Origin of the sequence: Enterobacter sp. Crenshaw (assembly GCF_024734705.1) — a bacterium.
Lineage (GTDB): Bacteria > Pseudomonadota > Gammaproteobacteria > Enterobacterales > Enterobacteriaceae > Enterobacter > Enterobacter asburiae_B.
Map to the genome: position 1 here is coordinate 1,965,264 of NZ_CP102932.1, position 26,938 is coordinate 1,992,201.

Annotated in this window: 24 protein-coding genes; 4 read left to right on the forward strand and 20 right to left on the reverse strand. The window is 56.5% G+C overall.

Translation table 11 applies throughout. The features are described from left to right. From rsxG to blr, 8 genes are all read right to left on the reverse strand, one after another. Positions 1-621 (reverse strand): electron transport complex subunit RsxG, encoded by a 621-nt coding sequence (rsxG, locus tag NWV12_RS09440; protein WP_048979524.1) that lies wholly within the window; start codon positions 619-621, stop codon positions 1-3. A gap of 10 nt (positions 622-631) precedes the next feature. Continuing rightward, complete coding sequence (gene rsxD, locus NWV12_RS09445) at positions 632-1,684, reverse strand: electron transport complex subunit RsxD (protein ID WP_048979528.1); 1,053 nt, start codon at positions 1,682-1,684, stop codon at positions 632-634. Continuing rightward, positions 1,685-3,709, reverse strand: coding sequence for an electron transport complex subunit RsxC (rsxC, locus tag NWV12_RS09450; RefSeq protein WP_048979531.1), 2,025 nt, complete (start codon positions 3,707-3,709; stop codon positions 1,685-1,687). It lies immediately after the preceding gene. Next, positions 3,702-4,280 (reverse strand): electron transport complex subunit RsxB, encoded by a 579-nt coding sequence (gene rsxB, locus NWV12_RS09455; RefSeq protein ID WP_023311378.1) that lies wholly within the window; start codon positions 4,278-4,280, stop codon positions 3,702-3,704. The genes rsxC and rsxB overlap by 8 nt, the downstream gene beginning before the upstream one ends. Beyond that, on the reverse strand, positions 4,280-4,861 hold the full coding sequence (gene rsxA / locus NWV12_RS09460; protein ID WP_014883581.1) for an electron transport complex subunit RsxA: 582 nt from the start codon (positions 4,859-4,861) through the stop codon (positions 4,280-4,282). The genes rsxB and rsxA overlap by 1 nt, the downstream gene beginning before the upstream one ends. A 76-nt stretch (positions 4,862-4,937) precedes the next feature. Continuing rightward, on the reverse strand, positions 4,938-5,378 hold the full coding sequence (locus tag NWV12_RS09465) for a DUF2569 domain-containing protein (protein WP_029740310.1): 441 nt from the start codon (positions 5,376-5,378) through the stop codon (positions 4,938-4,940). Positions 5,379-5,464: 86 nt separating this feature from the next. Continuing rightward, positions 5,465-5,680, reverse strand: a complete 216-nt coding sequence (ydgT, locus tag NWV12_RS09470) for a transcription modulator YdgT (RefSeq protein ID WP_013096896.1) — start codon at positions 5,678-5,680, stop codon at positions 5,465-5,467. A gap of 231 nt (positions 5,681-5,911) precedes the next feature. Next, positions 5,912-6,037, reverse strand: a complete 126-nt coding sequence (blr, locus tag NWV12_RS09475) for a division septum protein Blr (RefSeq protein ID WP_168112406.1) — start codon at positions 6,035-6,037, stop codon at positions 5,912-5,914. A 243-nt stretch (positions 6,038-6,280) separates the two neighbouring features. Between blr and NWV12_RS09480 the strand changes: the two genes are divergently transcribed. Then, positions 6,281-7,321 carry an oxidoreductase gene (locus tag NWV12_RS09480; protein WP_101744514.1) on the forward strand — a complete coding sequence of 347 codons (1,041 nt, stop codon included), beginning with the start codon at positions 6,281-6,283 and terminating at the stop codon, positions 7,319-7,321. A gap of 53 nt (positions 7,322-7,374) precedes the next feature. Here the strand turns inward: NWV12_RS09480 and add are convergent, their stop codons facing one another. The 3 genes from add to malX all read right to left on the reverse strand — a co-directional run bounded on the left by add (position 7,375) and on the right by malX (position 11,286). Further along, complete coding sequence (gene add / locus NWV12_RS09485; protein WP_033145337.1) at positions 7,375-8,376, reverse strand: adenosine deaminase; 1,002 nt, start codon at positions 8,374-8,376, stop codon at positions 7,375-7,377. A 96-nt stretch (positions 8,377-8,472) separates the two neighbouring features. After that, positions 8,473-9,645 (reverse strand): MalY/PatB family protein, encoded by a 1,173-nt coding sequence (locus NWV12_RS09490; protein ID WP_048979535.1) that lies wholly within the window; start codon positions 9,643-9,645, stop codon positions 8,473-8,475. 48 nt (positions 9,646-9,693) lie between these two features. After that, positions 9,694-11,286 carry a maltose/glucose-specific PTS transporter subunit IIBC gene (gene malX, locus NWV12_RS09495; RefSeq protein WP_048979536.1) on the reverse strand — a complete coding sequence of 531 codons (1,593 nt, stop codon included), beginning with the start codon at positions 11,284-11,286 and terminating at the stop codon, positions 9,694-9,696. Between the two features lie 177 nt (positions 11,287-11,463). Between malX and NWV12_RS09500 the strand changes: the two genes are divergently transcribed. Then, positions 11,464-12,492, forward strand: coding sequence for a Mal regulon transcriptional regulator MalI (locus NWV12_RS09500; RefSeq protein WP_023311457.1), 1,029 nt, complete (start codon positions 11,464-11,466; stop codon positions 12,490-12,492). Positions 12,493-12,617: 125 nt separating this feature from the next. Here the strand turns inward: NWV12_RS09500 and NWV12_RS09505 are convergent, their stop codons facing one another. After that, positions 12,618-14,159, reverse strand: a complete 1,542-nt coding sequence (locus NWV12_RS09505) for a YdgA family protein (RefSeq protein WP_048979538.1) — start codon at positions 14,157-14,159, stop codon at positions 12,618-12,620. Positions 14,160-14,258: 99 nt separating this feature from the next. After that, a complete protein-coding gene (gene manA / locus NWV12_RS09510; protein WP_048979539.1) occupies positions 14,259-15,434 on the reverse strand; it encodes a mannose-6-phosphate isomerase in 1,176 nt (391 codons plus the stop codon). Positions 15,435-15,633: 199 nt separating this feature from the next. On the opposite strand from manA, the gene fumA reads away from it, so the two are divergent. After that, positions 15,634-17,280, forward strand: coding sequence for a class I fumarate hydratase FumA (gene fumA, locus NWV12_RS09515; protein ID WP_029740299.1), 1,647 nt, complete (start codon positions 15,634-15,636; stop codon positions 17,278-17,280). A gap of 182 nt (positions 17,281-17,462) precedes the next feature. Then, the gene (gene fumC / locus NWV12_RS09520; protein ID WP_029740298.1) at positions 17,463-18,857 is read left to right on the forward strand and encodes a class II fumarate hydratase; all 1,395 of its coding nucleotides are present in this window, start codon (positions 17,463-17,465) and stop codon (positions 18,855-18,857) included. Here the strand turns inward: fumC and tus are convergent, their stop codons facing one another. From tus to NWV12_RS09555, 7 genes are all read right to left on the reverse strand, one after another. Next, positions 18,858-19,787: a DNA replication terminus site-binding protein gene (gene tus / locus NWV12_RS09525; protein WP_048979540.1), complete on the reverse strand. Its 930-nt coding sequence runs from the start codon at positions 19,785-19,787 to the stop codon at positions 18,858-18,860. 73 nt (positions 19,788-19,860) lie between these two features. Further along, entirely contained in the window at positions 19,861-21,159 is a 1,299-nt protein-coding gene (gene rstB / locus NWV12_RS09530) for a two-component system sensor histidine kinase RstB (protein ID WP_033145344.1), read from the reverse strand. Positions 21,160-21,188: 29 nt separating this feature from the next. After that, positions 21,189-22,469 carry a site-specific integrase gene (locus NWV12_RS09535; protein ID WP_048979541.1) on the reverse strand — a complete coding sequence of 427 codons (1,281 nt, stop codon included), beginning with the start codon at positions 22,467-22,469 and terminating at the stop codon, positions 21,189-21,191. After that, positions 22,469-22,684, reverse strand: coding sequence for an excisionase family protein (gene xisR, locus NWV12_RS09540; protein ID WP_047647992.1), 216 nt, complete (start codon positions 22,682-22,684; stop codon positions 22,469-22,471). Before xisR ends, NWV12_RS09535 begins: the two co-directional genes overlap by 1 nt. Before the next feature lie 64 nt (positions 22,685-22,748). Continuing rightward, positions 22,749-22,991 carry a DUF4060 family protein gene (locus tag NWV12_RS09545; RefSeq protein ID WP_048979543.1) on the reverse strand — a complete coding sequence of 81 codons (243 nt, stop codon included), beginning with the start codon at positions 22,989-22,991 and terminating at the stop codon, positions 22,749-22,751. Between the two features lie 38 nt (positions 22,992-23,029). After that, positions 23,030-24,115, reverse strand: a complete 1,086-nt coding sequence (locus tag NWV12_RS09550) for a RecT family recombinase (RefSeq protein WP_047647991.1) — start codon at positions 24,113-24,115, stop codon at positions 23,030-23,032. Positions 24,116-24,124: 9 nt separating this feature from the next. Then, entirely contained in the window at positions 24,125-26,845 is a 2,721-nt protein-coding gene (locus NWV12_RS09555; protein WP_101744515.1) for a RecE family exodeoxyribonuclease, read from the reverse strand. Positions 26,846-26,938: the final 93 nt, after the last annotated feature.

Below are 26,938 nucleotides of genomic sequence, written 5' to 3' on the forward strand. Positions count from 1 at the left end.
TTACTCCTCACAGGCCGGAAGATTGTTGATTTGCGCGGGCAGCGTTTCAGCATACAGCCCGGCTCGTTTTACGGCGTTCACCACGGCGCGCGGCGTGATGGTCGCGCCGGTGAACTGGTCGAACTCGCCGCCATCTTTCTTCACCGCAAACGCGGTATCCCCTTCGCCATGGATAACTTTACCGGCGAAGTGCAAAATCCAGTCGCTCAGACGGGTTTCAATTTTATCGCCCAGGCCCGGCGTTTCATGATGTTCCGTCACGCGAGTACCCAGAATAGTGCCGGAGAAATCGCTGCCAACAAGCAGCTGAATGGCGCCGGAATAGCCGTCGGGCGCCGTCGCTTCCATCACCGCGCCTACCGGTTTATCCCCTTTGCGGGCAATAAAGAGGCGGTGTGGGCCTTTCCCAAGCTGCGGCGCGTCTACCACAAAGCAGCTCTTTTGCAGGTCATTATCGTAGAAATCTGACGGGATCACCTGATCGAACAGCGCCTTTTGCTGCTTTGAAGCCTGCTCTTCGATGGTCGTTTTGGTTAACGTGTTAACCAGGGCCGTCAGCCCGGTGAGAACCGCGGCGAAGACAGCCAGCGTGACGCCGTGCTTTTGCATCGTTTTTAACATGGCGAAACCCTTAGCGATGGCCGTACACGCGCGGACGCGTGTAATAGTCGATGAGCGGAACGGTAATGTTGGCAAGCAGGACGGCAAACGCGACGCCGTCCGGGTAACCGCCAAAGCTGCGGATGAGCCATACCAGCAGGCCCGCCAGCGCGCCGAAGATCAGGCGGCCGCGGTTAGTCGTTGACGCCGTGACCGGATCCGTCAGGATAAAGAAGGCACCTAGCATGGTCGCACCGGAGAGCAAATGCATCTGCGGGCTGGCGAGTGATTCAGGAGAGAAGACCCATCCCAGCGTCGCGCAAACCGTCAGCGTCACGAGGAAGCTGACCGGAATATGCCAGCGAATGGCTTTTTGCTGCAGCAGGAACAGGCCGCCCAGCAGATACGCCAGGTTGACCCACTGCCAGCCTGCACCTGCCAGCATGCCGCTGTAAATCGCGGATTTCATGATCTGATCAACGCTGTGCCCGGCATGCAGGGACGTTTTAAAGGTATCGAGAGGCGTCGCCTGGCTGATGCCGTCCACGCCCATGCGCAGGGCGTTCATATCAGCCCCGAGCGCCGTATGGCCGGTAAAGATAACGTGCAGGGCATCCATAAAGCCCGGAACCGTGGCCGCAATCTCGTGCGGCGGCAGCCAGCTGGTCATCTGCACCGGGAAGGAGATTAGCAGCACCACGTAGCCAATCATCGCCGGGTTAAACGGGTTATGGCCGAGCCCGCCGTACAGCTGTTTGGCAATGATCACGGCAAACACGGTACCGAGCACGACCATCCACCACGGGGCAAACGGCGGAATACTGATGGCGAGCAGCAGGCCGGTCAGCAGCGCGGAGTTGTCAGCCAGAATGCGTGACACAGCCATCTTACGCAGCTTCAGGACGAGTGCTTCCGCCGCGACGGCGCTGGCGCAGCCCAGGGCTATCTGGAACAGGGTTCCCCAGCCGAAAAACCAGCACTGAACGGCAATGCCCGGCAGCGCGGCCAGGCAGACCAGCATCATAATGCGCGATGTCTGACGCTGGTTGTGGGTGTAAGGGGAACTTGCGATTCTGAAAACCATTTAATCCTCGTTTACGGCTTGCTGTGCGGCTTTCTTCGCCTGAACGCGCGCAATGGCGGCGGCGACGGCGGCCTTGCGCGGGTCATCGTTGGCGGCCTGCGGCTGCTCTTCCTGCTGCGCAGCCTTACGGGCTTTGGCGCGGGCAATCGCTGCTTCGACGGCGGCTTTACGCGGGTCGACCGGTGGTGCTTCTGATACTGCCTCTGGCGCCTGCTGCGCAGCCTTGCGGGCTTTGGCGCGGGCAATCGCTGCTTCGACGGCGGCTTTACGTGGGTCGACCGCTTCTTGCTCGACGACTACCTGCTGCTCTCCAGCTTTGCGGGCCTTGGCCCGGGCTAGCGCCGCTTCAACGGCCGCTTTACGCGGGTCGATCTCAGTATCTGCCTGAACCGTTTGCGCTTTTTCCGCCTGACGCGCGCGAGCCGCAGCCTTTCGCGCTTCGCGGGCGGCAATCGCTTCGCTGTTATCCGGTTTTTCCCCGGCCTGGATCACCACCGTCTGGGCGGCATCGGCTTTTTTCTCGCGAACGCGCGCCAGTGCGGCGTTGATCGCATCCTGATCTTTCCCGGCAGGCTGAACGGCGGCCTGCTTATGGCGTTCCTGACGGGCGATTTTTTCGCGCTCCAGTCGCGCCTGACGCGCTTCGAAACGTGCCTTGGCTTCTGCGGCGCGTTTTTCTTCCATGGAGATGGCATAAATCTCGGCCTTCTCCTGACGGAAGTATTGCACCAGCGGAATGTTGCTTGGGCAGACCCAGGCGCAGGCGCCGCATTCAATGCAGTCGGCCAGGTTATGGGATTTTGCCTTGTCGTGCAGCTGGCCTTTGCTGTACCAGTACAGCTGCTGCGGGAGCAGATCCGCCGGACAGGCATCGGCACAGGCGCTGCAGCGGATGCAACCTTTCTCTTCCTGCTCTTCACCCATTTCGGTGGGGGAAGGAGCGAGCAGACAGTTAGTGATTTTCACTACCGGAACGTCCAGCCACGGCAGCGTAAAGCCCATCAGCGGGCCACCCATGATCACCATCTGGTCGCTGGCCGGGCAAAATTCAGCCTGTTCCAGCAGATGGCGCACCGGCGTACCCAGACGCGCCCAGACGTTGCCCGGACGAGAAATCGATTCCCCGGTCAGCGTCACCACGCGCTCGGTCAACGGCTCGCCGTCAATCACCGCGCGCTTCACCGCATAGGCGGTGCCGACGTTTTGCATCAGCACGCCGATATCCGAAGAGCGTCCGCCGTGCGGGACCTGCTTGCCGGTGAGAATTTGCGTCAGCTGTTTTGCGCCGCCAGAAGGGTACTTGGTCGGGATAACGCGCAGGCTAATATCATGACTGCCCGCCAGCACGGCGCGCAGCATCGAGATGGCCTGTGGTTTATTGTCTTCGATACCAATCAGCACTTCCCGCGGCTTCAGAATGTGCGCCAGGATGCGGATGCCTTCCACTACCTGAGCGGCACAGTCCTGCATCAGACGATCGTCGGCGGTGATATACGGCTCGCACTCGGCGGCGTTGATAATCAACGTCTGAATGTTATCGCCACCGCCGCGCAGCTTAACGCCAGTCGGGAAGCCCGCGCCGCCCAGCCCGGCGACGCCGAACTGATGAATTCGCTCGATAAGGGCTTCGCGGCTGTGGGAGCGGTAGTCGCTCCAGCCGTCACGATCGATCCATCGGTCTTCGCCGTCGGCTTCAATGATCACGCTCAGCTCCGACAGCGCGGACGGATGAGCCACCGTATGAGGGGCAATCGCCACCACTTTACCGGAGGTAGGGGCGTGCACCGGCAGCATACGTCCACGGCCAAAGGTCAGCGGCTGACCGCGAAGAACCGTATCGCCTTCTTTCACGCACAGCTCGCCCTCAGCACCAATATGCTGTTTGAGCGGCATGACGTAACGCGTCGCCAGCGGAATTTGACGCAGCGGCGTGCCGTTGGACTGGGTTTTCATCTCTGGCGGATGGATACCGCCGTCAAAGTCCCAAATCTTCTCTTTTCTGAAAGCAGAAAATAACTTAAGCATGTTGTTCCACAGGAATGATGCGAACCGGAATGGTTTGAAGATCCCACTTCCAGCTTTCGGTAGTCGTTTCAACCGGGCGCAGCTCGATACATTGCGTCGGGCAGGGGGCCACGCAGAGGTTACAGCCGGTGCACAGATCCGCCACGACGGTGTGCATGGCGCGGGTGGCGCCGACAATGGCGTCAACCGGGCAGGCCTGAATACATTTGGTGCAGCCGATGCAGTTTGCCTCGTCGATCACGGCGAGGGCGCGAACCGGCTCCTGCACCTCCGCATCGCCATCAACGGGCTGCGGATCGACGTTAAGCAGGGCCGCGATTTTCAGCATCACCGCTTCGCCGCCGGGGGCGCAGCGGTTAATTTTTTCACCCTGAATGCCTACCGCTTCGGCATAGGGGCGGCAGCCCGGGTAGCCGCACTGCCCGCACTGGCTTTGCGGCAAAAGCTCATCAATTTTTTCAACAACGGGATCGTCCTCTACCGCGAAACGGCGGGAGGCGTAACCCAGGATAAGGCCAAACACCAACCCCAGGACGCTGATAGAGGCGATGGCAATCCAGATAGCATTCATTACAACTTCACCAGACCACTAAAGCCCATAAAGGCCAGAGACATTAAACCCGCGGTCACCAGCGCAATCGCGTTACCGCGGAAGGGCGCAGGGATATCCGCTGCCGCCAGACGCTCGCGAATCGACGCGAACAGGACCATAACAAATGAGAAACCGACGGCGGCGGAAAAACCGTACAGCGCCGACTGCATAAAGTTATGGCCAAGGTTGATGTTCAGCAGCGCAACGCCGAGAACGGCGCAGTTGGTGGTGATCAGCGGCAGGAAGATACCCAGCAGGCGATAGAGGGCCGGGCTGGTTTTACGCACCACCATTTCAGTAAATTGCACAACAACCGCAATGACCAGAATAAAAGCCAGCGTACGAAGATAGATTAACCCCAGCGGGATGAGGATCCAGGTATCAATCAACCACGCGCAGATGGACGCCATCGTCATGACGAAGGTTGTCGCCAGCCCCATGCCCATCGCCGTTTCCAGCTTTTTGGACACGCCCATAAACGGGCACAGGCCAAGGAACTTCACCAGAACGAAGTTGTTAACCAGCACGGTGCCGACAAAGAGCAGTAAGTAATCGGTCATTATTTAGCCTGAAATAAAAAAGCCGCCTATTATCGGACAAACTCACGCAGGCGACAACAGGTTATCTGTAAGGTTATTACGGGTTCACGAAGGTGTTTTTTACCCGCGTCGAACGCTTGAAATAGGGGACCAGCAGCGCGGCCGCCAGCAATGGGAAAAGCAGCTGACGAACGGCCAGAGCGTCTGATACGGGCGAAAAAGCAAAGGCTTTCACCGCCAGCAGAACCGAAATCAGCAGCCAGATAATGTAGTGTTTAGGTACACTTTTGCGGCGCTTAAAGAAGGCGATGGTCAACCACAGGGTGTAGTACCACATACCAATCGCGAAAACGAACGACACAAACCACATCGCAATATTCAGCACGCTTTGCGACATCAGGGTCTGGATGGCGTGAGGGGTAATCAGTGCGGTGGTATACAGCAGCAGCGCAAGTGAAGCGCTTAATAAGGCAACCAGCAGCCATGCCAGTGGGGCGATTAACCAGCCTCCAATGCGATCTCCAGGCGTTGCGGTCATGAACTCTCCCATAATCTGCGCGAAATGTTGTATAGCCAGTTTGCAGGGCGGAGAGTATATAACATTTCGCGCGGATGGCTACTTTCTTATAAAACGTAACGCCATACGGACTTAGGCACTTCACCCACGTTGAACAAACGACCTCCGGAAACCAGCTCCGCACGGCGATGGTCAGCGGCGCGATACATATTAATGATGTCCTGATTATCCGACAGGGTGTAGTTCAGATGGTCAAACAGTTTTTCCAGGCTCTCAAGCGAATTGATCTTGCGAAATTTTAATAAATAGTCCTGAACTGTCATATTAATAAGTTTCCATATAAAAGTGAGTAATACCAGTTAAGGTAATTCGTTCGAATAATAAACGGATTAATAAAGACGTAAACAGCCCACTCAGGTAACGCGACGAAATTAGGAGTTTTCTTTGCTGAAATTCAGGCATCAGACGATGCCTGGAAGAGAAGGTTAACCGTGTTCACCAGGGCTGGCAATAAGTAACTGACATATTATGTCACTCTTTATTGCAGTAACCGGTTACTTAGGTTGGGCGACTGTGACAGGCTCCGGCGGCTGGTAGTTATCGATATGGCTGGCAACGCCCAGCAAAATGACCGAAACCCCAAGGACAATCCATCCCGCTAATTCAATGATTCGATTAATAATTGACGTCATGATTCGTAGTTGTACTTTATCCATAAATACAGGTCGCAAATGTTACAGCGACGTTTCCCCGACGGCAAGTGCTTTGGGAACGGTTCCCTTAAACAAAATCAGTGGGTTAATACTATGTAACAAAAACAACCCCTACGACCTGCTATTTTAAGTCATATGGCACATTATTAATCTGTGGTAATGCCAGACTAGCCAGTGTGAAATAAGAACGTCATAAAAGAGGACGGCACTATGAGTGATAATATCCGCGTTGGGCTTATCGGCTACGGGTATGCAAGCAAAACGTTTCATGCGCCTCTGATAGCCGGGACGCCGGGGATGACCCTGGCTGCGGTATCCAGCAGCGATGCCGCTAAAGTCCATGCCGACTGGCCTTCCGTGCCGGTTGTCTCTGAGCCAAAACACCTTTTCAACGATCCAAATATTGATTTAATCGTTATCCCCACCCCGAACGACACCCACTTCCCGCTGGCAAAGGCCGCGCTTGAAGCCGGTAAGCACGTGGTAGTCGATAAGCCCTTTACCGTCACGTTGTCTCAGGCTCGCGAGCTGGATGCGCTGGCAAAAAGTCTGGGCAGGCTGCTGTCGGTATTCCATAACCGCCGCTGGGACAGCGACTTTCTGACGGTAAAAAGGCTTCTCAGTGAAGGCTCGCTAGGGGAGATCCTCTTTTTTGAATCGCACTTTGACCGCTTCCGTCCGCAGGTACGAAACCGCTGGCGCGAGCAGGCCGGTCCGGGCAGCGGCATCTGGTACGATTTAGCCCCGCATCTGCTGGATCAGGCCGTCAATCTTTTTGGTCTGCCGGTGAGCATGACGGTCGATCTGGCCCAGCTCCGGCCCGGAGCGCAGACGACCGATTACTTCCACGCGGTGCTCAGCTACCCGCAGCGGCGGATTGTGCTGAACGGCACGATGGTCGCGGCCGCGGAATCTGCCCGCTACATCATTCACGGCACGCGCGGGAGCTACGTGAAGTTTGGCCTCGATCCGCAGGAGGACCGGCTGAAAAGCGGTGAACGTTTGCCGCAGGAAGACTGGGGCTATGATATGCGCGACGGCGTGGTCACGCGGGTGGAAGGTGAGGAACTAGTAGAGGAGACCTTGCTGACGATCCCGGGCAACTATCCGGCCTATTATGCGGGCATTCGCGATGCGCTGAACGGCACGGGCGAAAATCCGGTTTCGGCCAGCCAGGCGATTCAGATTATGGAACTGATTGAGCTGGGTATTGAATCTGCCAAACATCGCGCCACGCTCTGTCTGGCATAAGCAATAAGGGCTGTTGTAGGCCGGGTAAGGCGTAGCCGCTACCCGGCAAATGCTCAACCGCGAGCCACTTTATCTTTAAGTGCCTGCTTCTCTTCGGGCGTCAGGAAGGCGATCTCCAGCCCGTTGATCTGCGCCTGACGGATCTGCTCACGGCTCAGACCCGCCTGCGGTGCGGCGATGTTGTATTCGTGGATGATATCCACGCCCTGAACCGCAGGGTCGTCAGTGTTCAGCGAGGCCAGCACGCCGTGCTCAAGGAACGTTTTCAGCGGATGATGCGCCAGCGTTGCCACGGTGCTGGTCTGAATGTTAGACGTCAGGCACGACTCAATCCCGATACGCTGCTCCGCCAGGAAATCCATCAGGGCGCGATCTTCTACCGCCTTCACGCCGTGACCGATACGCTCGGCGCCCAGCTCGCGGATGGCCTGCCAGATGCTTTCCGGGCCAGCCGCTTCACCCGCATGTACGGTAATGTGCCAGCCGGCATCGCGCGCGCGGTTGAAGTGGGAGAGGAACAGACTGCCCGGGAAGCCCAGCTCGTCACCGGCCAGATCGACGGCGGTGATGGCATCGCGATGGGCCAGCAATGCTTCAAGCTCCTGCAGGCAGGCGGCTTCGCCGAACGTACGGCTCATAATGCCAATCAGACGGGCCTGAACGTCGAAGGTTTTACACCCTTCGCGCACGCCTTCAATCACGGCTTCCACCACGCCTGCAACGGGCAGGCTGTGGGTCATCGCCATATAGCCCGGCGAGAAGCGCAGCTCGACGTAATGCAGGCCGTTACGGGCCGCATCTTCAATGTTCTCAAACGCCACGCGGCGACAGGCATCCAGCGAGGCCAGCATCTTCACGCCCCAGTCGAGTTTGCTCAGGAAGCTGACCAGGTCCGGTTCATTGGAAGTTACCTGTACGTGAGGGATCAGCGACTCAAGCGTCTGAGCAGGAAGCGTTAAATTGAACTGGCGGCCAAGATCGAGGATGGTTTGGGCACGAATGTTACCGTCAAGGTGACGATGAATATCAGTTAAAGGCAGGCGTGTATCAATCATGGTCGCACTCTTTTCTGGTTAAAGTGCGCCATATTATAAAAACAAAACGGGGTAAAAAGCTATTTGCGCAAGGGAATATTCCGTTGCGCAAATTGATTAGAGGAGTGCGTTAATTCCGGCAATGAGGCGTTGCACCCCCTGTTCAAGCTTGCTGCGCGGACAGCCAGCGTTCAGGCGAACAAAGCCATTTCCCTCTTTGCCGTAGGTATATCCCGGCATGATGGCGACTTTTTGCTGCTCGATCAGTACTTTTTGCAGCGCCCGATCGTCAATATTCAGCGGACGCAGGTCAATCCAGGCCAGATAGGTTGCTTCGGGCGGCTGCCAGTTCAGCTTCGGAAAGGCGCGGTTTACTTCCTGCGCGATATACATCAGATTCTCTTCCAGATAGCCCCGCAGGGCATCCAGCCACGGCGCTCCCTGCTGATAGGCGGCGATATGCGCCGTCAGCGCCAGCACGGAAGGGGAAGAGAGTCCGTCCCGGCCTTTTAGCGCGCTGAGATAACCGTTACGGCTCTGTTCATCGCCAATCAGTCCGTAAGCGCCCGTCAGCGCCGGAATATTAAAGCTTTTCGAGCCGGAGGTGAGAAGCGCCCATTTGCCGCGCGCCACCGCGCTCCACGGCGTGTGACGATGCTCTCCCCACAACATATCCATATGAATTTCATCGCTGATAACCGCCACGTCATAGCGTGCGCACAGTCCAGCCATGTGCGTCAGCTCGTCCCGCGTCCAGACCTTGCCGGTTGGGTTTTGCGGGCTGCAAAGCAGTAAAATTTTGTTTTCAGGTTTCGCCAGGGCCGCTTCCAGCGCCGCCATATTTCCCTGCCAGCCTGCTGCGTGCTTTTCCATCTCCACGGGCACCACATGACGCGCATTCCCTTCAATAGCTTTGTAAAACGCGTCGTATGCCGGGGTGTGCACCACTACGCCGTCGCCGGGGTGTGACCAGAGACGAATCAGCTCTGACACCATGTAGATAACGGAAGGACCATAAACGACGGTTTCCGTATCAATCTGGCTGTTAAAGCGCTGCTGGAACCAGTGCGCGACGGCGGCGAGAAACTCATCGTTCTTCCAGCGGCTGTAGCCCAGCACGCCGTGATTGATGCGCTGATGCAGCGCGTCGGTAATGCAGGGCGCGGTGGCGAAATCCATATCCGAGATGGTGAAAGGCAGCAAATCGGCCGCGCCAAAGCGGTCGGCGACGTAGTCCCACTGCGTACACCAGGTGCCGTGTCGATCCACGACGGTAGAAAAATCAAACATGACGTGAGTCCTTAAAGTAAAACCCCCTCATGAGAGGGGGCTGAGGCATCAGGCTTCAACTGTTCGCATCAGGGTTGCCAGCTCATCCTTCACCGACTGGACCTGCGGGCCGATAACCACCTGCAAATTGTGCTGATTTAACTGTACCACGCCGATGGCCCGGTTGGCTTTCAGGGCGTTGGTATCCACTTTTGACATATCCGCCACCGACAGACGCAGGCGGGTGATGCAGTTATCCAGCGAGGTGATGTTATCCGCGCCGCCCAGCGCCGCCAGAATGGCCGGTGTGTTATAGCCGGATTTGCCCACGGTCCCGGCAACCGCCTGTTCAACGCTGCTCGCCGTATCGGTATCGCGTCCAGGCGTTTTCAGGTTAAAGCGGGTGATGGCGAAGCGGAAGATGCCGTAGTAAACCGCAAACCAGATAGCCGCCACGACCGGCACCAGGTACCACTTGGTGGACAGGCCGTGCAGGATCCCGAACACCACGAAGTCGATCACGTTGCCGTCGGTGTTGCCGATGGTCACGCCCAGCACCGCCATCACGGTAAAGCCCAGACCGGTCAGCACCGCGTGGATGAGGTACAGCACCGGTGCGACGAACAGGAACAGGAATTCGATTGGTTCGGTGGTACCGCCCACGACGCAGGCGATCACGCCGGAAATCAGCAGACCTTTAATTTTATGACGGTTTTCCGGGCGCGCGCAGTGGTACATCGCCAGCGCGGCACCCGGCAGGCCGCCGAGGAAGGCAGGCATTTTACCCTGAGACAGGAAGCGGGTGGCGCTTTCGGAGAAGCCGTGTGTGGTCGGGCAGCTCAGCTGCGCCTGGAAGATGGTCAGCGCGCCGCTCACGTCGTGACCGCACACCTCCATCGTACCGCCCGCTTCGGTGAAGCGAATCAGGGCCACCAGGATATGCTGCAGGCCAAACGGCAGGAGCAGACGCTCGCCGGTGCCGAAGATCATCGGACCGAAATCTCCCGCGCCGTTGATGATGCGGCCAATACCGTTGATGCCCATCGCAAAGACCGGCCAGATCAGCGGAATGATTAAACCGAACAGACCCATCACTACCAGGGTAACAATCGGTACAAAGCGGGTACCGCCGAAGAAGGCCAGGGCATCCGGCAGCCGGATATTGTGGAAGCGCTCGTGCAGCATCCAGATAATCACACCCGCGATCACCGCCCCGAGGATCCCGGTATCAATAGACTGGATACCGATCACGCTCTGAATGTTGTTGGCTTTAAGTACGGCAGCGTCGGTGGTCGGCAAAATGCCTTTCGCGGTCAGCCAGAAGTTAACCGCCAGGTTCATCACGGCGTAGCCCACAAACCCGGCAAACGCCGCGACGCCTTTGTTCTCGCGCGCCAGGCCCAGCGGGATAGCGATACAGAACATGACGGGCAGGAAGCTAAACGCAAAGGAGCCGACTTTACTCATCCAGATGAAGATCGCCTGCAGCACCGGGGCACCGAGGAACGGGATCAGCGTGATGACGTCTTTACTGCTCAGCGAGCTGCCGATCCCGAGCATAATCCCGCAGAACGAGAGGAGTGCCACGGGCAGCATAAAGGTTTTGCCCAGTTGCTGGAAAAATTCCCACAGCGATATTTTTTGTGCTGCTTTCGCCGTCATAAAACGACTCCTTTATTGTTAAAATCAGTTTGCCTGCTTCAATGCTGCGAGAAGATAAAACGTTTTATCAAAGTTTAGTGCGCGCTAAATCACATTCTCAGGCTTTGACTGGTAGTATAAAGATAACGTATTGATAAAACGTTTTACCGATCTCATTTCAGGGAGTCACGCCAACACATGGCTGTAGCGAAAAAAATCACCATCAACGATGTCGCGCTGGCGGCGGGCGTTTCCGTCAGCACCGTTTCTCTGGTGCTAAGCGGAAAAGGGCGCATCTCTCCTGCGACCGGTCAGCGGGTGAACGAGGCGGTTGAGCAGCTGGGTTTTGTCCGTAACCGTCAGGCGTCGGCGCTGCGCGGCGGGCAAAGCGGGGTGATTGGCCTGATTGTCCGCGACCTGACGTCACCTTTCTATGCGGAGCTGACCGCCGGGTTAACCGAAGCGCTTGAAGCGCAGGGGCGGATGGTCTTTCTTCTGCACGGCGGTCGCGAGGCCGATCAGCTTCTCTCCCGGCTCGATATGCTGCTGAATCAGGGTGTTGACGGGGTAATCGTCGCCGGAGCGTCGGGCGTGGGCAGCGAGCTGTGCGAGCGCGCCGCCGAAAAAGGCGTGCCGCTGGTGTTTGCTTCGCGTGCCAGCTATCTGGACGAGGCCGATACGCTGCGACCGGATAACATGCAGGCCGCGCAAATGTTGACCGAGCATCTTATTCGTCGCGGGCATCAGCGCATTGCCTGGCTGGGTGGGAAAAGCTCGTCCCTGACGCGCGCCGAACGGGTCGGCGGCTACTGCGCGACGCTAATAAAATACGGCCTGCCGTTCCACAGCGAATGGGTCGTGGAATGTGAATCCAGCCAGAAGAAAGCGGCGGAAGCGATAGGCGCGCTGCTGCGCAGCAGTCCGACGATCAGCGCCGTGATTTGCTACAACGACGTGATTGCTATGGGCGCCTGGTTTGGCCTGATCCGCGCCGGGCGTCAGAGCGGCGAGGGCGGGGTGGAAACCTTCTTCGGCCATCAGGTGGCGCTGGGAGCGTTCGCCGATGTCGGTGAAAACGCGCTCGACGATCTGCCGATCGTCTGGGCTACCACCCCTGCGCGAGAGATGGGCTACACGCTGGCGGACAGGATCATGCAGCGCATCGACAACACGGACGTTCAGGCCGGACACCAGATTGTGGCGGCGCGGCTGGTGACGGTGAAATAATCTCCGCTGCACATCGCCCGGCGGCGCTGCGCTTGCACGGGCCAACAACGGCTCGGGATCGTAGGCCGGGTAAGCGTCAGCGCCACCCGGCAATAAAAAACCCCTCATGCGAGGGGTTTTGACGTTTACTGCTGCGGTGCCGCCGGTTCGGCTGGCGCTGCGGGTTCAGCCGGTTCAGCCGGTTCCGGCATCCCCAGCGTCGGCATACCAAACATGCCGACGAAGTCTTCCAGCGGCATCTTGTCGCCGTTGAGCGTTACCTGGCCGTTGGCATACTGCAGGCTGGTGGAAATCGTGTTGTTTTCCACTTTGGTGATGCGGAACATCTGGCCCATGGCCGCCAGACCTTTCACCTGCTGGTTCGCCAGCTTGCCAGCGTCTTCATCGCCGTAGCCTTCCAGCTTCGCAATCTGGGTCATAAACTCGGTCGCCATATCCATCGGGATGGTCAGCTTGCTGTCGAGCGACTTCACGCTGCGATCCACTTCCTGGGCCAGCGTCTGCGGCTCGCCCGTTGCGGTTGCCGGATCTTTCAGGAACAGAGACAGGTTAAAGCTGGTTTCGCCTTTGCTGTTTTTCCAGCTCAGTGGCGCAACGGTGATCACCGGCTCGCCTTTCAGCAGGACAGGCAGGTTGTTGAACAGCACCGCCATCGCCTGCTGCTGGTACACTTCAGGGTTCTGCTGGAGTGCGGCATCGGTCAGCAGCGCCTGGCTCTCTTTGCTGTATTTCTGGCTAAACTCGTGCCACGCCTGGCCGTCGATATTGCCGATCTTCAGCGACAGCTTGCCGGTGCCCAGATCCTGATTCTGCACTTTCAGGCTCTTCAGCGTGTAATCCAGCTGCGTGTTGATGCTTTTACCGTCTTTGGAAACGTCGGATTTGCCGTTGACGTCCATACCTTCCAGCACGGCCATCTCTTTTCCTTCAACCGCAATGGCAACCTTGTCGAGAGACAGTTTTTGATCGCCGATACGCTCCTGGAAATCGGTCATTCGGCTGTTGCCGTCGGCTTTCAGGTTGCTGAAGGTGAGCTGAACCTTTTGGTTATATTCGTTCACGGCATTGACCAGGCCGCTTTCCGCTTCACCCGTCAGGGAGAACACGTTTCCGTCGCGGTCAGCGTCAAGTTTGAAGTGACCGCCGCTGAAGGCGACTTTCTCATTCTCTTTCTCGTAGTTCAGCGCTTTCAGAGCAATATCGGAGCTCGTGTCACCGGCATAGCTGATGCGGGTATTAATGTCGAATGGCGATTCATTCTTTGCCAGGTCAAACAGCGGTTTGGTGACGTCGTTATTCACCAGCACGGTATGAACGGACGCCATCGACGGGATCAGGTTAAAGGACTTCAGCTGCGCCAGCGGCAGCGGACCGTGGCTCACCACCTCGTCCAGCACCACGCTCTGACCCGGTTTCAGCCAGCCGTTTTCAGCACCGGCCACTGGCTTTACCACCAGCTGCATACGGCTGGTAAACACGCCGCGATGATAATTCTGGTAGCTCAGCTCCAGGCCCGCCTCCGGCGCGCTGCGCTTAATCTCTCCGTTAGCCTGCGCCACCATCTCAGCCAGACGGCCTTCCAGCTGTTTCCCGGTAAACCAGGAGGCCCCCGTCCAGACCACGCCTAACGCTACAATCACTCCAACCGCTACGACCGATTTTTTCATTGCGACTATCCCTAAAATGAAACCAGGCGGTAAAAACCGCCTGGAGATATTAAGCCTGCAACTAGCTTAGCAAGAGTTGTTAAAAAATTCAGTAAGTGCTTAAAGCTTATTGAAAACGCGCGCCAGGCGACCGGCGCCGCTTACGCTGACCGGAGATTCATTGGCTGCAACGAATGCTGACTCACCGGGCTTAAGCACCAGACGCTGTTCGCCTTTGCGCAGCGTCGCTTCGCCCTCGGCGCAGAACAGAATCGCCGCGCTTTCCTGCGCGATGGCGGTTTCGGCCTGGCTCAGGTCGTGCAGGGAAAAAGCAAAATCCTCAACCGGAATTGGGAAGTCCAGCTCTGCGCCGTTTTTCACCGGCTGAGTCAGCAGCTCCGCGGCAGGTTTCGCCACAAACTTCACGTTGGCAACCAGTTCAGGAATATCGATGTATTTCGGCGTCAGGCCCGCGCGCAGCACGTTATCGGAATTGGCCATCACCTCCAGCGCCACGCCCTGAAGGTAGGCGTGCGGGGTTTCAGCGAACAGGAACATCGCTTCGCCCGGGTTGAGCTTCACCACGTTCAGCAGCAGAGGGGAGAACAGGCCGCTGTCGTCCGGGTAGAATTCGGAGATCAGGCGGATAGTCTCCCACGGTTCACCCTGCTGGCTGCCCAGAGCCGCTTTCAGCACCGCCAGCGCGTGAGATTTCTCTTCACTCTGCATATTCAGCAGGCTGGCAAACAGCTGGCTCAGCGCGTCCGCGTTCGGGTTTTCAAGGAAGTGGGCGATAGACTTGTGGGCACCCGCGACCGGTTGCAGCAGGGAAACGATCTCTGAAAACTCGCGGAACGCGTTCATCGCGAGGAACGGGGTCAGCGCAAAGACCAGCTCCGGCTTGTGGTTAGGATCTTTGTAGTTACGCTCGGCGGCGTCTAAAGGAATTCCCGCCGCGTTCTCTTTGGCAAAGCCGATTTCAGAGGCTTTCTTGTTCGGGTGAACCTGGATGGAGAGCGGCTGGTCGGCGCACAGCACCTTGAACAGGAACGGCAGTTCGCCGAAGCGCTGAGCCACCTTGTCGCCCAGCAGCGCGGCTTTATCGGCGTCAATCACGTCACGCAGGCTGCGAACCTGGCCGCTGGCGTCTTCAATTTTTGAGCTGCTCTTCGGGTGCGCCCCCATCCACAGTTCTGCCATCGGCAGGTTGTTCGGGTTCGCGATACCGTAGAGATCCGTTAACGCAGTTTTACTTCCCCAGGCGTAGTTTTGCACTGAGTTAATGAGTTTTTGCATTATCAAGCCCTGATTCAATTGTGGAATTAACTCCAGGTATTAAAGCAATAAACCTCATGGAAGTAACCTGTGGATGTAAAAAGTCGTACTAGTCTCAGTTTTTGTTAAAAAATTGTGTAGGATAAGCTGACTCGCTTTTAAGCCGGGCAGCGGAACATCTGCCCTGAATAAACAGACCGAAGCAGTAAGTGAGAGACCAATGTCGAATAAACCCTTCCATTATCAGGATCCTTTCCCCCTCAGTAAGGATCGGACCGAGTATTACCTGTTAACCCGCGATCACGTCTCCGTCTCTGAGTTTGAAGGACAAGAGATCCTCAAGGTGGATCCGCAGGCGCTGACGCTGCTGGCGCAGCACGCTTTCCACGACGCCTCGTTTATGCTCCGCCCAGCGCACCAGCAGCAGGTTGCCGATATTCTCAGCGACCCGCAGGCCAGCGAAAACGATAAATACGTTGCCCTGCAGTTCCTGCGTAACTCAGACATCGCCGCGAAAGGTGTTCTGCCTACCTGTCAGGACACCGGCACGGCGATCATCGTCGGTAAAAAAGGCCAGCGCGTCTGGACTGGCGGCGGTGACGAAGCGGCCCTGGCGCACGGCGTCTACAACACCTACACCGAAGATAACCTGCGCTACTCGCAAAACGCGGCGCTGGATATGTACAAAGAGGTCAACACAGGCACCAACCTGCCGGCACAGATCGATCTCTACAGCGTCGACGGTGACGAGTACAAATTCCTCTGTATCGCCAAGGGCGGCGGTTCAGCCAACAAAACCTATCTCTACCAGGAAACCAAGGCGCTGCTCACCCCGGGCAAGCTGAAGAACTACCTGGTTGAGAAGATGCGCACCCTCGGCACCGCAGCGTGCCCGCCGTACCATATCGCGTTTGTGATTGGCGGTACGTCGGCTGAAAGCACGCTGAAAACCGTCAAGCTGGCCTCAACCAAATACTACGACGGCCTGCCTACCGAAGGTAACGAGCACGGCCAGGCGTTCCGCGACGTGCAGCTTGAGCAGGAACTGCTGGAAGAAGCGCGTAACCTGGGCCTCGGCGCGCAGTTTGGCGGCAAATACTTTGCCCACGACGTGCGCGTGATCCGTCTGCCGCGTCACGGTGCCTCCTGTCCGGTCGGGATGGGCGTGTCCTGCTCCGCGGATCGCAACATCAAGGCGAAGATCAACCGCGAAGGCGTGTGGATCGAAAAACTGGAAAACAATCCGGGCAAATACATCCCGGAAGAGCTGCGCAAAGCGGGCGAGGGGGAAGCGGTTCGCGTCGACCTGAACCGTCCGATGAAAGAGATTCTGGCGCAGCTTTCGCAGTATCCGGTCTCGACCCGTCTCTCGCTGAACGGCACGATCATCGTGGGCCGCGACATCGCGCACGCGAAGCTGAAAGAGCGTCTGGACAACGGCGAAGGTCTGCCGCAGTACATTAAAGATCATCCGATCTACTACGCAGGCCCGGCAAAAACGCCTGAAGGCTACGCGTCCGGCTCGTTAGGCCCAACCACGGCAGGGCGTATGGACTCGTACGTTGACCAGCTGCAGGCCAACGGCGGCAGCATGATCATGCTGGCGAAAGGCAACCGCAGCCAGCAGGTGACGGACGCCTGCCACAAGCACGGCGGCTTCTACCTCGGCAGCATCGGCGGCCCGGCTGCGGTTCTGGCGCAGGGCAGCATCAAGAGCCTGGAGTGCGTGGAATACCCGGAACTGGGTATGGAAGCGATCTGGAAAATTGAAGTGGAAGATTTCCCGGCGTTTATCCTCGTGGATGACAAAGGCAACGACTTCTTCAAGCAGATCCAGTCGTCCCAGTGTTCGGCGTGCGTGAAGTAATTCTGTAAATTGCCGGGTGGCGCTGACGCTTACCCGGCCTATATTCTCGTAGCTCGGGTAAGGCGCAGCCGAAACCCGACACCAAAAAGAGCGCACAAAGCGCCATATCGTTTCTCAGAAGTCATCAATACTTATCCCTTAAGCATGTGAGCAATCCCTCTTTTGTTATCAAGGAGAAAGTAATGACCACGGTACGCCATGAGAAAGATTCGATGGGCGCCATCGACGTCCCGGCCGACAAGCTTTGGGGCGCGCAAACCCAGCGTTCGCTGGAGCACTTCCGTATTTCGACCGAAAAAATGCCCGTCTCGCTGATTCAGGCGCTGGCGCTCACCAAACGCGCCGCCGCGAAAGTGAACCAGGATTTAGGCCTGCTGACGGCAGACAAAGCGACCGCCATCATCAACGCCGCCGACGAAGTGCTGGCGGGCAAGCATCCCGACGAATTCCCCCTCGCCATCTGGCAGACCGGTTCCGGCACCCAGAGCAACATGAACATGAATGAAGTGCTGGCGAACCGGGCCAGCGAACTGCTGGGCGGCGTGCGCGGCATGGAGCGTAAGGTCCATCCGAACGATGACGTCAACAAAAGCCAGAGTTCTAACGACGTCTTCCCGACGGCGATGCACGTGGCGGCGGTCATCGCTATCCGCGAGCAGCTTATCCCGCAGCTCAACGTGCTGAAATCCACGCTCAACGAGAAAGCGCAGGCCTTCCGCGACATCGTCAAAATTGGCCGTACGCACCTGCAGGACGCCACGCCGCTGACGCTCGGCCAGGAGATTTCCGGCTGGGTGGCGATGCTGGAACATAACCTGAAGCATATTGAGTACAGCCTGCCGCACCTGGCGGAGCTGGCGCTCGGCGGGACGGCGGTCGGGACCGGGTTAAACACCCATCCAGAATACGCGGTGCGCGTGGCGGAGGAGCTGGCAAACATCACCGGGCAGCCGTTCGTCACGGCGCCCAACAAGTTCGAAGCGCTGGCGACCTGCGATGCGCTGGTCCACACCCACGGCGCGCTGAAAGGGCTGGCGGCCTCGCTGATGAAAATCGCCAACGACGTGCGCTGGCTGGCCTCGGGTCCGCGCTGCGGCATCGGTGAAATCAGTATTCCGGAAAACGAGCCGGGCAGCTCCATCATGCCGGGTAAAGTGAACCCGACCCAGTGCGAAGCCATGACCATGCTCTGCTGTCAGGTGTTGGGCAACGACGTAGCCGTCAACCTGGGCGGTGCGTCCGGCAACTTCGAGCTGAACGTCTATCGCCCGATGGTGATCCACAACGTTCTGCAATCGATTCGTCTGTTGGCGGACGGAATGGAGAGCTTTAACGAGCACTGCGCGGTAGGGATTGAGCCGAATCGCGAACGTATCAGCCAGTTGCTCAATGAATCCCTGATGCTGGTGACGGCGCTGAATACCCATATCGGCTACGACAAGGCCGCCGAGATCGCTAAAAAAGCGCACAAAGAGGGGCTGACGCTGAAAGCCTCCGCCCTGGCGCTGGGCTATCTGACGGAGGCGGAGTTCGACGCCTGGGTTCGCCCGGAAGCGATGGTCGGCAGCCTGAAATAGTCATCCCGCCACGTACAGGTGCAGCCGCGGAATAATCAGCTGCAGCGGCTGCGCCTGAGGTCTGTAACGGTGCTGGACATTGTCCGCATCGTAATTCAAAAGCTCACCAATATCCGGCACGATGGCCCCCCGATCGGCATCATAGAGCGCAATCAGCGGCGTAGGGCAGGCATACTGAACCTGTTTTTGCTGGCCGGAATACCAGACGCGGGCGATAGGCTGTACCTTCACCGGACGCTTTATCTTGAGGCGCGCGTCCGCCGGGAGTGAGGCGATGCTGTGGTACTCCTGCTCCAGGCGCTCAATCCACTGCTCGCGCGACCACGGCGCGACGGTGCGCGGCGTCCTCAGGCTTTTTTCCAGCTGCGCCAGAATCTCATCCCGGGTGAAGTTTTTAATGATGTGCTTATTCGCCCAGCCGAAGCGCAGCGTGGCGGGGTGGCGCAGTACCGTCAGCGTGCGATAGGCGTTCAGGGTAATCAGCCCCGGAAGCTGACGGTGCACCCATTCAAACCGGGCGGCAGGGGCGAGGCCGGACTCTTCGGTAACGATCTTTTCAAAGGCCGCTTTCAGGGTGTTGATGTGGGTAATCTGGCTTTCCAGCGCGTCGCGCGTTGTCGCATCGGTTTGCAGGCAGATCACGCCAGGCAGACGCACGGCGGCCTTACTGCTGCGGTTTTCTGACTGCTGCTGGATAAACAGGCGGCGATAGTGCTTCAGCGTCAGCTCAAGGGCGGCGCTGCCGATGTGCTGTTCAACCGCGATGGTGTCCAGCGGGTCGTGCTCGGCCCCTTTGGCAACCTCGGGCAGGGTAAAGACGCGCGCGGCCAGCAGACGGCAGCTCTGCAAACGTTCTGTCAGGGTCAGGAGCTCGTGTTCTATTTCCCGAAACGTGCTGTTCAGCCGTTCGAGGAGATCGTAGGTCGCCATAAGCACTCTCGTTAGTTACAACATACTTATCATATAGCACAGCACGCCGGGTCAGGCCAGCGTGCTGTTGAAGTCAGGCAGGGACGGGAAGGGCGATGTTATGGTATACCGGCCAGCTAAAGCAGAAGCGCGCGCCGCCGAGCTCGCTCTCTTCGCAATGCACCGTGCCGCCCATCGCCTGCGCGATAGAGTAAACAATCGCCAGCCCCAGGCCGCATCCGCCGGTGGCGCGATCGCGACTGGGGTCGAGTCGGACAAACGGTTCAAACACGGTTTCTCGCGCTTCCGGGGCAATCCCCGGACCGTCATCCTCCACCGTCAGACTGGCCTGATTGCCCTGCAAATCCAGCCCAATCTGTAGCGTGCTTTCGCTGTAGCGCATGGCGTTGTTCATCAGATTGTCCAGCACGCGCTCCATCAGGCGCATATCGAGCGCGCCGTAATCACCCGGCGTGACGCGCGTTAACAGCGTGCGCTGCGGGTTCACGCTCTGAACGTCATCGATGTGGGTTTGCAGCCAGGCAGGCAGGTCCGGCGTGCTGAGGTTCAGTTCGTTTTGCGGACGATCGAGGCGCGCGTAGGTCAGCAGCTCCTCAATCAGCGCCTCAAGCTGGCCGATGTCGCGGTTAAGCGCCTGAGACTCCGCTTCCGTCAGATTCTCGCTCATCTCCAGGCGATAGCGCAGGCGAACCAGCGGCGTGCGCAGCTCGTGGGCAATCCCGTCGATCAGCTGCTTTTTACTGGCGATCAGGGCATTGATGTTATCGGCCATCTGGTTAAAGGCCACCCCCAGACGTTCAAAGCTGGAACCGCTGTCGAAGTGAATGCGTTCGGTAAAATGCCCTTCGCCAAAACGCTGCGCGGCGGATTCCAGCTTCAGCATGTCCTGCCAGTGCGGGCGCATCCAGATAAAGACCGGAAACGCGAGCGAAATGGCGATAAAGGCCATCAGCGCCATGTCCAGCAGACGCATCTGGTGCAGATAGTAGAGATAGGGCACCGGCCCGACGGCCAGTACGTAATGGCTGCGCGGAATACGCTGGATAAAGGTGTATTTCTCATCCAGCGCGACGATGTCCCCGTCGCGCAGACGCTGCATGGCGGGCGGGTCCAGCTCAAAATCTTTTAACGGCTCGATGCGTAAATCGAACGACAGGTTCAGATCGAGCTCTTTGAGGGTTTTCGCCCAGTCGTGCGGCGGGATCTCTCTCAGCTCGCTGCGCATCAGATAGAGCGAGCTTTTCATCAGATCGTCCAGCGACTGCCTGCCCGCACGTTCGGCGGTGAATTTATAGACCAGCCCGACCAGCATGGTCATGACCAGGAAGCAGACAAACAGCAAAAGATAAAACTGCACAAACAGCTTTTTCATTAAATATCACCGGGAAATCAAGTAATTAACTACTTTGTTTTTACCTTCAGGGGCACTATAGGGGCATTTGCATATCCGCCAAAGCGCTGATTCAAAAATGATACCTGATCGCTATCGAGAGCATTTATCCACGCAGAGTATACATGGAAGACCATCTCTGCATTCTCATGACCCATCTGATTCGCTATAAAAGCAGGATTAGCACCTGCCGACAACATCCAGCACGCATATGTATGACGCAACTGATAGGGGCGTCTGCGACGAATGCCCGATCGTCTTACTGTAATGTTCCATAGTGACACAATTGAGCTGACTGAATAGTACGCAGCTTGCTTGCCTTTCTGAGGTCGAGGCATAAACACAAAGTGCAGCTTTTGCGTTTCCGTTTTACCGAACTCCCGGTGGTGAAAAGTGATTGGTACCTTAGGGGCACTTCCCGTTAGCTCCTTTTGAGCTCGCAAAGCCTCCAGAGCCGGCTCCAGTAACTTTATCGTCCGGTATCCAGCTTCGGTTTTGGGTGGTCCAAACAAACCTTCCTGAGTTAGATTGCGTGCAATCGTAGCTTCGCCGGAATTAAGATCGATATCCTCCCAGGCAAGAGCGCAAAGCTCCCCGGGCCGAACGCCGGTATAAGCGAAAAATTGCCACATGTTTTTCTGCTGAGCCGGAGCCGTCTCTTTCAACTGCTCAAACTCATGTCTAAGAAGCGGATCTGGTTTTGTTTGCCCTTTGCGAAGCCTTTTTATCCCGACATATGGTTGATATGAAATGACTTTATTTTTAACCGCATAGTCGAGGATTTGTCGCAGGATGGCCAGATAATAATCTACTGTTCTAACGGCGCGGCCGGTTTTATTTCTCCTCTTTTCGGGAGCATAGTTAGTCTCGCCAGTCAGTAATTCCTTTCTCCAGCCCAGAATGTCGCTGTTGGTGATGGATGCAACCAGCGTTTCAGGGCCGATTAGTTTTGTTAACGTTCTTACAGCTATCCCATAGCTTCTTGTGGCATTGGGGGAGAGATCGATTTTATGGTTTTCATACCAGGTTGATGCAAGTTCGGCGAACGTCGTAATATTTTTAGATGCATAAAACTTTGCTGCTACCTTTGACTCCGGAAACACGCCCCGGTAGTCAAAAGTGCCCAGCTGAATCTCGCTTACAATTTTGGCCCTTAGATTCCCGGCTTTTTTGAGATTCGAAGCATTCACGATCCATCCTTTCAATGTTTCTCGACATCTAACGCCCTGAAACTTGAAACTTATTCGTATCTTATTGTTGTGGATCTCAACACCCGTTGGCATTGCAGCCATTATGCCTCCTTCACAAACCTGTTAATGTTTGGGATGTTGTACCAGACAAGTCCTCGCTCTTCGGAGCTGCTTCCATCCAATGGGATTCTCTTAAAATGAACACCTTCTACCCATGAGGTTTGGCGATAGCTTTTAATCTGACGATCTGTAAGGCCTGTCTTCTCTTTTAGTTTTGAAGCAACGCCCCATTCTGAATCGTAAATTACCTGCGACATGGTTCACCTCAGGTAACCGGCATGAGTATAGATATGCCGGTCTTTAGTCGTTGATATTTCAGTTTCAGTTTGCCTGGCCGGGCAGGGAACGCAGTCGGCGCATGCCGGTCATTGCTGTGGCCACGTAGCTTGCCTTGCAGTTGACCACTTCAACCCAGACCTTCACGCCTTCCACTTTCACCGTATAGGTCTCTTTCATCTTGCTGCGCCCATAGTCACCATATCTTTGCTGGTGGGCTGCGAGTGCGATTTCACATGCCTGGCGAGCTAAAGGGGATTGCTTACTGCCTCGATTAATCAGTCGCATTTCTTCTCCTTGAGGGAGGGTTTCCCCTCCCGATCTCGTTAGTCCACGTATTCCGGTTTCATATCCGCCAGGGTGATGCTGAACTGACCATGCAATTCGTCGCCCAGATGGCGTTTAGACGATGCAAGAACGCGCTCTACTTCTGCGAACCGCGCAGCTGCATCGGGCTCATCTGAAGGTGGCAAGGAATTGATGGCTGCTTCGACTTTGTTCCGGGCATCAACAAGGTAATAACGCTTCACGGCCTTGTTTTTCAGCTCAGTGAATAGGGCAGAACCCAGCGTTGCTTTCACGGTTTCAATATCTGCTCGCAGAGCTTTAGCGCTATCCACATCCTGAGCCGCCTCGATGCGGTCACGGAAATCATCAGCAAGTGCATCGATGTTTTGAGCTGATTCCTGAGCCGTTTGAGTAGTAGTTACGTTGTCACCTGAAATGTCTGCAAGGCTAACGTGCTGCGCCGGTGCCGGGTTTACCTCTCGTTCTTCACGACGATCATCGAGTTCATCAGGGGTATAAACGCCCAGAATCACATCCGGGCAGAACAGTCTCGCCCAACGTTTGACGGCCAGGTACGCCAGCTGCTGGCGAGGGTCGTCAGCCCAAAGGGTAGAGTTTCGGGTACGGGCCTGAGCCAGCAGCAAATCGAGTTCTCTTGGCTGATCTTCGCCTTTAAGCGTTGCGCGGATAATGATGCCGATCCCGGCTTCGTCAGCCAGGGTCCAGCCCGGGACGCGGTACTCGCCTTTGTCTCCTTTACGGATATGGAATTTCCCAACGACCTTTTCCCATGGCCCGTACCACTCATATTCAAAACGACTTGCCAGCACGCCGCTGCGCGAAATCACGGCATTAACCAGCTGCGCTTCATACCCGAGTACACCATTAATCAGGTGCGTTTTTTGGGCCACGGCAAAGGGATTCATCTGCCACTGTGCCGCTTGCATCGCTACAGCCATGCAATCGGCCTGATTGCCCTGCAGGTGCTTAGGTACAGTAGCGGTGCCCTGGGCCATAATCTGCGCGAACGTGCTGATGGCGTTCAGATACTGGGAATCGAACAAAGCCACGTTGGAGTTAATAACGGTGTTCTGGTCAGCAACGGTAACGTTTGTGTTATGCATAAATCCCCCTTAAGCCTGAGCGCGCAGCGCTTCGAGGCGGCGCAGGTCGAAATCGTTTAGTTCATCTGTGTAATCGGTAGTGATCGGCGCTGGCCATTCGCCTGTGTCGAATCCGGTTGCGATGGCACGCATCGTTTTGCGGTACTCGAGCATGCCCAGTTCCAGCAGTTCGGTTGACGCCTCGATTATGGCGATCCAGTGGTAGTTCTCGTCTTTGTTGACGAAAACCCAGAAGAACTGGTCCAGCGCAGCGGTCTCGCAATACATAGCCGCGCTGAGGTGATAGTCTCGGTCTATGATTTCCCGGTGCAGCCTGGCGCGTAGGCTTTCTTGCTTCACATTCCACATGCTGATGGTTTTCAGGTCAGCGCCGATGCGCACGCCGTCCAGTTCAATCTCGAGGTCAGGGCGTACACGCACTTCTAATCCGGTTTCGTCGTCGAAACCGAAATAGCTCACTTCAACGGCGCGGCTTGGATGTGTCAGCAGCATGCCCGCGGTCGGGTGCGCCAGTAGTGCGGACTGAATTGCCCGCGCTGTGGCCAGCTGCTGGCGGGTAACCAGAATCTTTTCGCCAGGGTTGTCGCGCCAGGCATCCAACAGTTCGTCGGCGAATATGGCATCGGGCTTAACTAATTTAACTATCTGGATCATGTCTGCTTTGGTACCGGACACTTTCAGCGGTGTCGGTTTCTGCGCTTCTTGCGCCACCAGATCAGGATTGATGATCGCTAATTGCTCGAGTAGCGCATCACGGCTGCCGCTGGTTTTAACCGGCGACGGCAGAGTGGCGTTGTACTCTTTGATACATGCCTTCATTGCCGTTGCCGTTTGCTTCTGGCCTTCTTCAATACGCTGGTACTCAGCAGGGAGAGCCATATAGCTTTGAGCCGTTTCTTCCAGGCTGGCGCCAAGCGGCACTGGAGCGGGAAGGGACGCGTTATGTTCTTCAAGCAACGCTTTAATCTCGTCAGCGTTTAGCAGCGCCGGCAGGCTGGCGTTGTACGCGTAGATGAACTCGCGCAGAGTTGCGGTGGTGGTGAAAGCTCCCTCCGGGATCTCAGGTTCTACGCTGAACTCTGCTTCGAGATTTTCAGGCTGCAGTGCTAAAGCATGCACCAGGTTTCCCATGTCGAGCACTTTGGATGCTGTTCGCGGGATGGTTTTAGCCACATGGCGCGCGTTAAAGTACATCAGGCTGACGCGGGCATCTTTCACCTGGGTTGAGCTAATGCCGTTTGCTGCGTGATAAACATCATTCGGCAGACCTTCGTAGCGGCCAGGCTCGAAGTAAGCCGGGTATTCGATTACTGGCTCTGACAGCTGCTCTTCCGGCGCTACGGTAACTGCTTGCGTATTAGCTGCATCAGCGCCTTCGCCTGGTTGTACCGGATCAGTATTTTCGACTTTCTCTGGCTGAGTCGTTTCCATCTGCACATCGCTGGTGGTCTCCGCTGTAACCGGTGAACGGTCATCGTTCTGTGTTTGTTTTTCGTTCATCAGGTTATCGATAGTGAACATGCCATCGCCAAGGTTCGTGACCTGCGGCTGCGTTGCTAACGATGCTTTTTCCGCTTCAATCTGCTCGTTAACTTCACTTTCCCAGCTCACCTCTGGATTGTGCCGCGCTGCAGCCAGCGTTTCGGCTGTTGGTTTTCCATGATCGCTTTCAGTCAGATTGGCACTGATGTATCCGCTGAGGCGCCCCGGGTTTTTGTAATATTCCGGGTGTGCGCTTCTGATAAGCGCGAAGATTGATGCGCGTGAATAGTCGAGAATGCCAGGGGTATTGCGAAGAGCGGCAGACCACTCCTTGAATGGGCTTTCTTTAGCTGCGACGATTTCTTTCGCCCTACGGTAAACAGATCCGGGGATATCGTAGATATTGAAATCATCAGGTAGGGTGGCCAGAGCTATTTCACTGTCGAGTGTATCGAGCGTATGTGTGTAGCCTGAATTACGATCTGTCTCATTTCCGCCACCTGCATTTGTGCCGACGTCAGTACGCTGCACGCTGCTAATTCGGTTTCCGGCAGTCCATTCGCGAACGAGAATGTCGCGATCGATATGCTCGGTGTTGAACCAGGTCTTAAAGAAATGAATGACAAGAGACAGCTCTGTCCGCTTCCCGTCTAACGGGAAGACAGTCTTCAGAGCCTCAACAACCCTGGCAATTTCGAATTCAGTCGCTTTTTTGAACGCATCGACGTTCTCTGCAGCGAGCAGCATGTTTTGAACGTAGCTGTTATCGACATCCATCTCGAGCTGTTGAATTTCATTCTTCTGCTCAGTGTCGATGTGATAGGCGTACTCGTCAGAAATGAACTGAGCCAGAATGCGCTGACGCAGTGGGAGCGTAGCAACCGTGATCAGCTCAGGCATCTTTGTGTCTTTGGTATCAGTATTACTGCAAGTCGACTGCTCAGAAGAGTTCTGGTATGAAACTTCATGCTGTAACTTCACTTTCCACGTACGCTGGTCTTCGTCCAGTTCGTAGCGTTTGCACCAGGTGTAATCCACTGTGCTTTCTTCTGGCAGGTCGTTGTAAACAGGGAAATCGGTACGGACAGGCTTGCTATAATCCTTCCCCCGGCCGGTTTCGATGCCAGCATCTTCCAGCTCTACATCCAGCTGCAAGTTGGCTCGTGCTTCTGATTTAGCCGTGAACCAGATAACGGCATCTTCTTTGCCGGATTTCTGCGTTGCCTTGATTAAATGAAAGAATTCCATATCGGGTCCTTAATTTTGATTGTAAGATACCCGCAGCTAATGATTGCCGCCTTGGGTAGTGGTCATTGGTCAAAACTCGATTCCGGAAAGCTT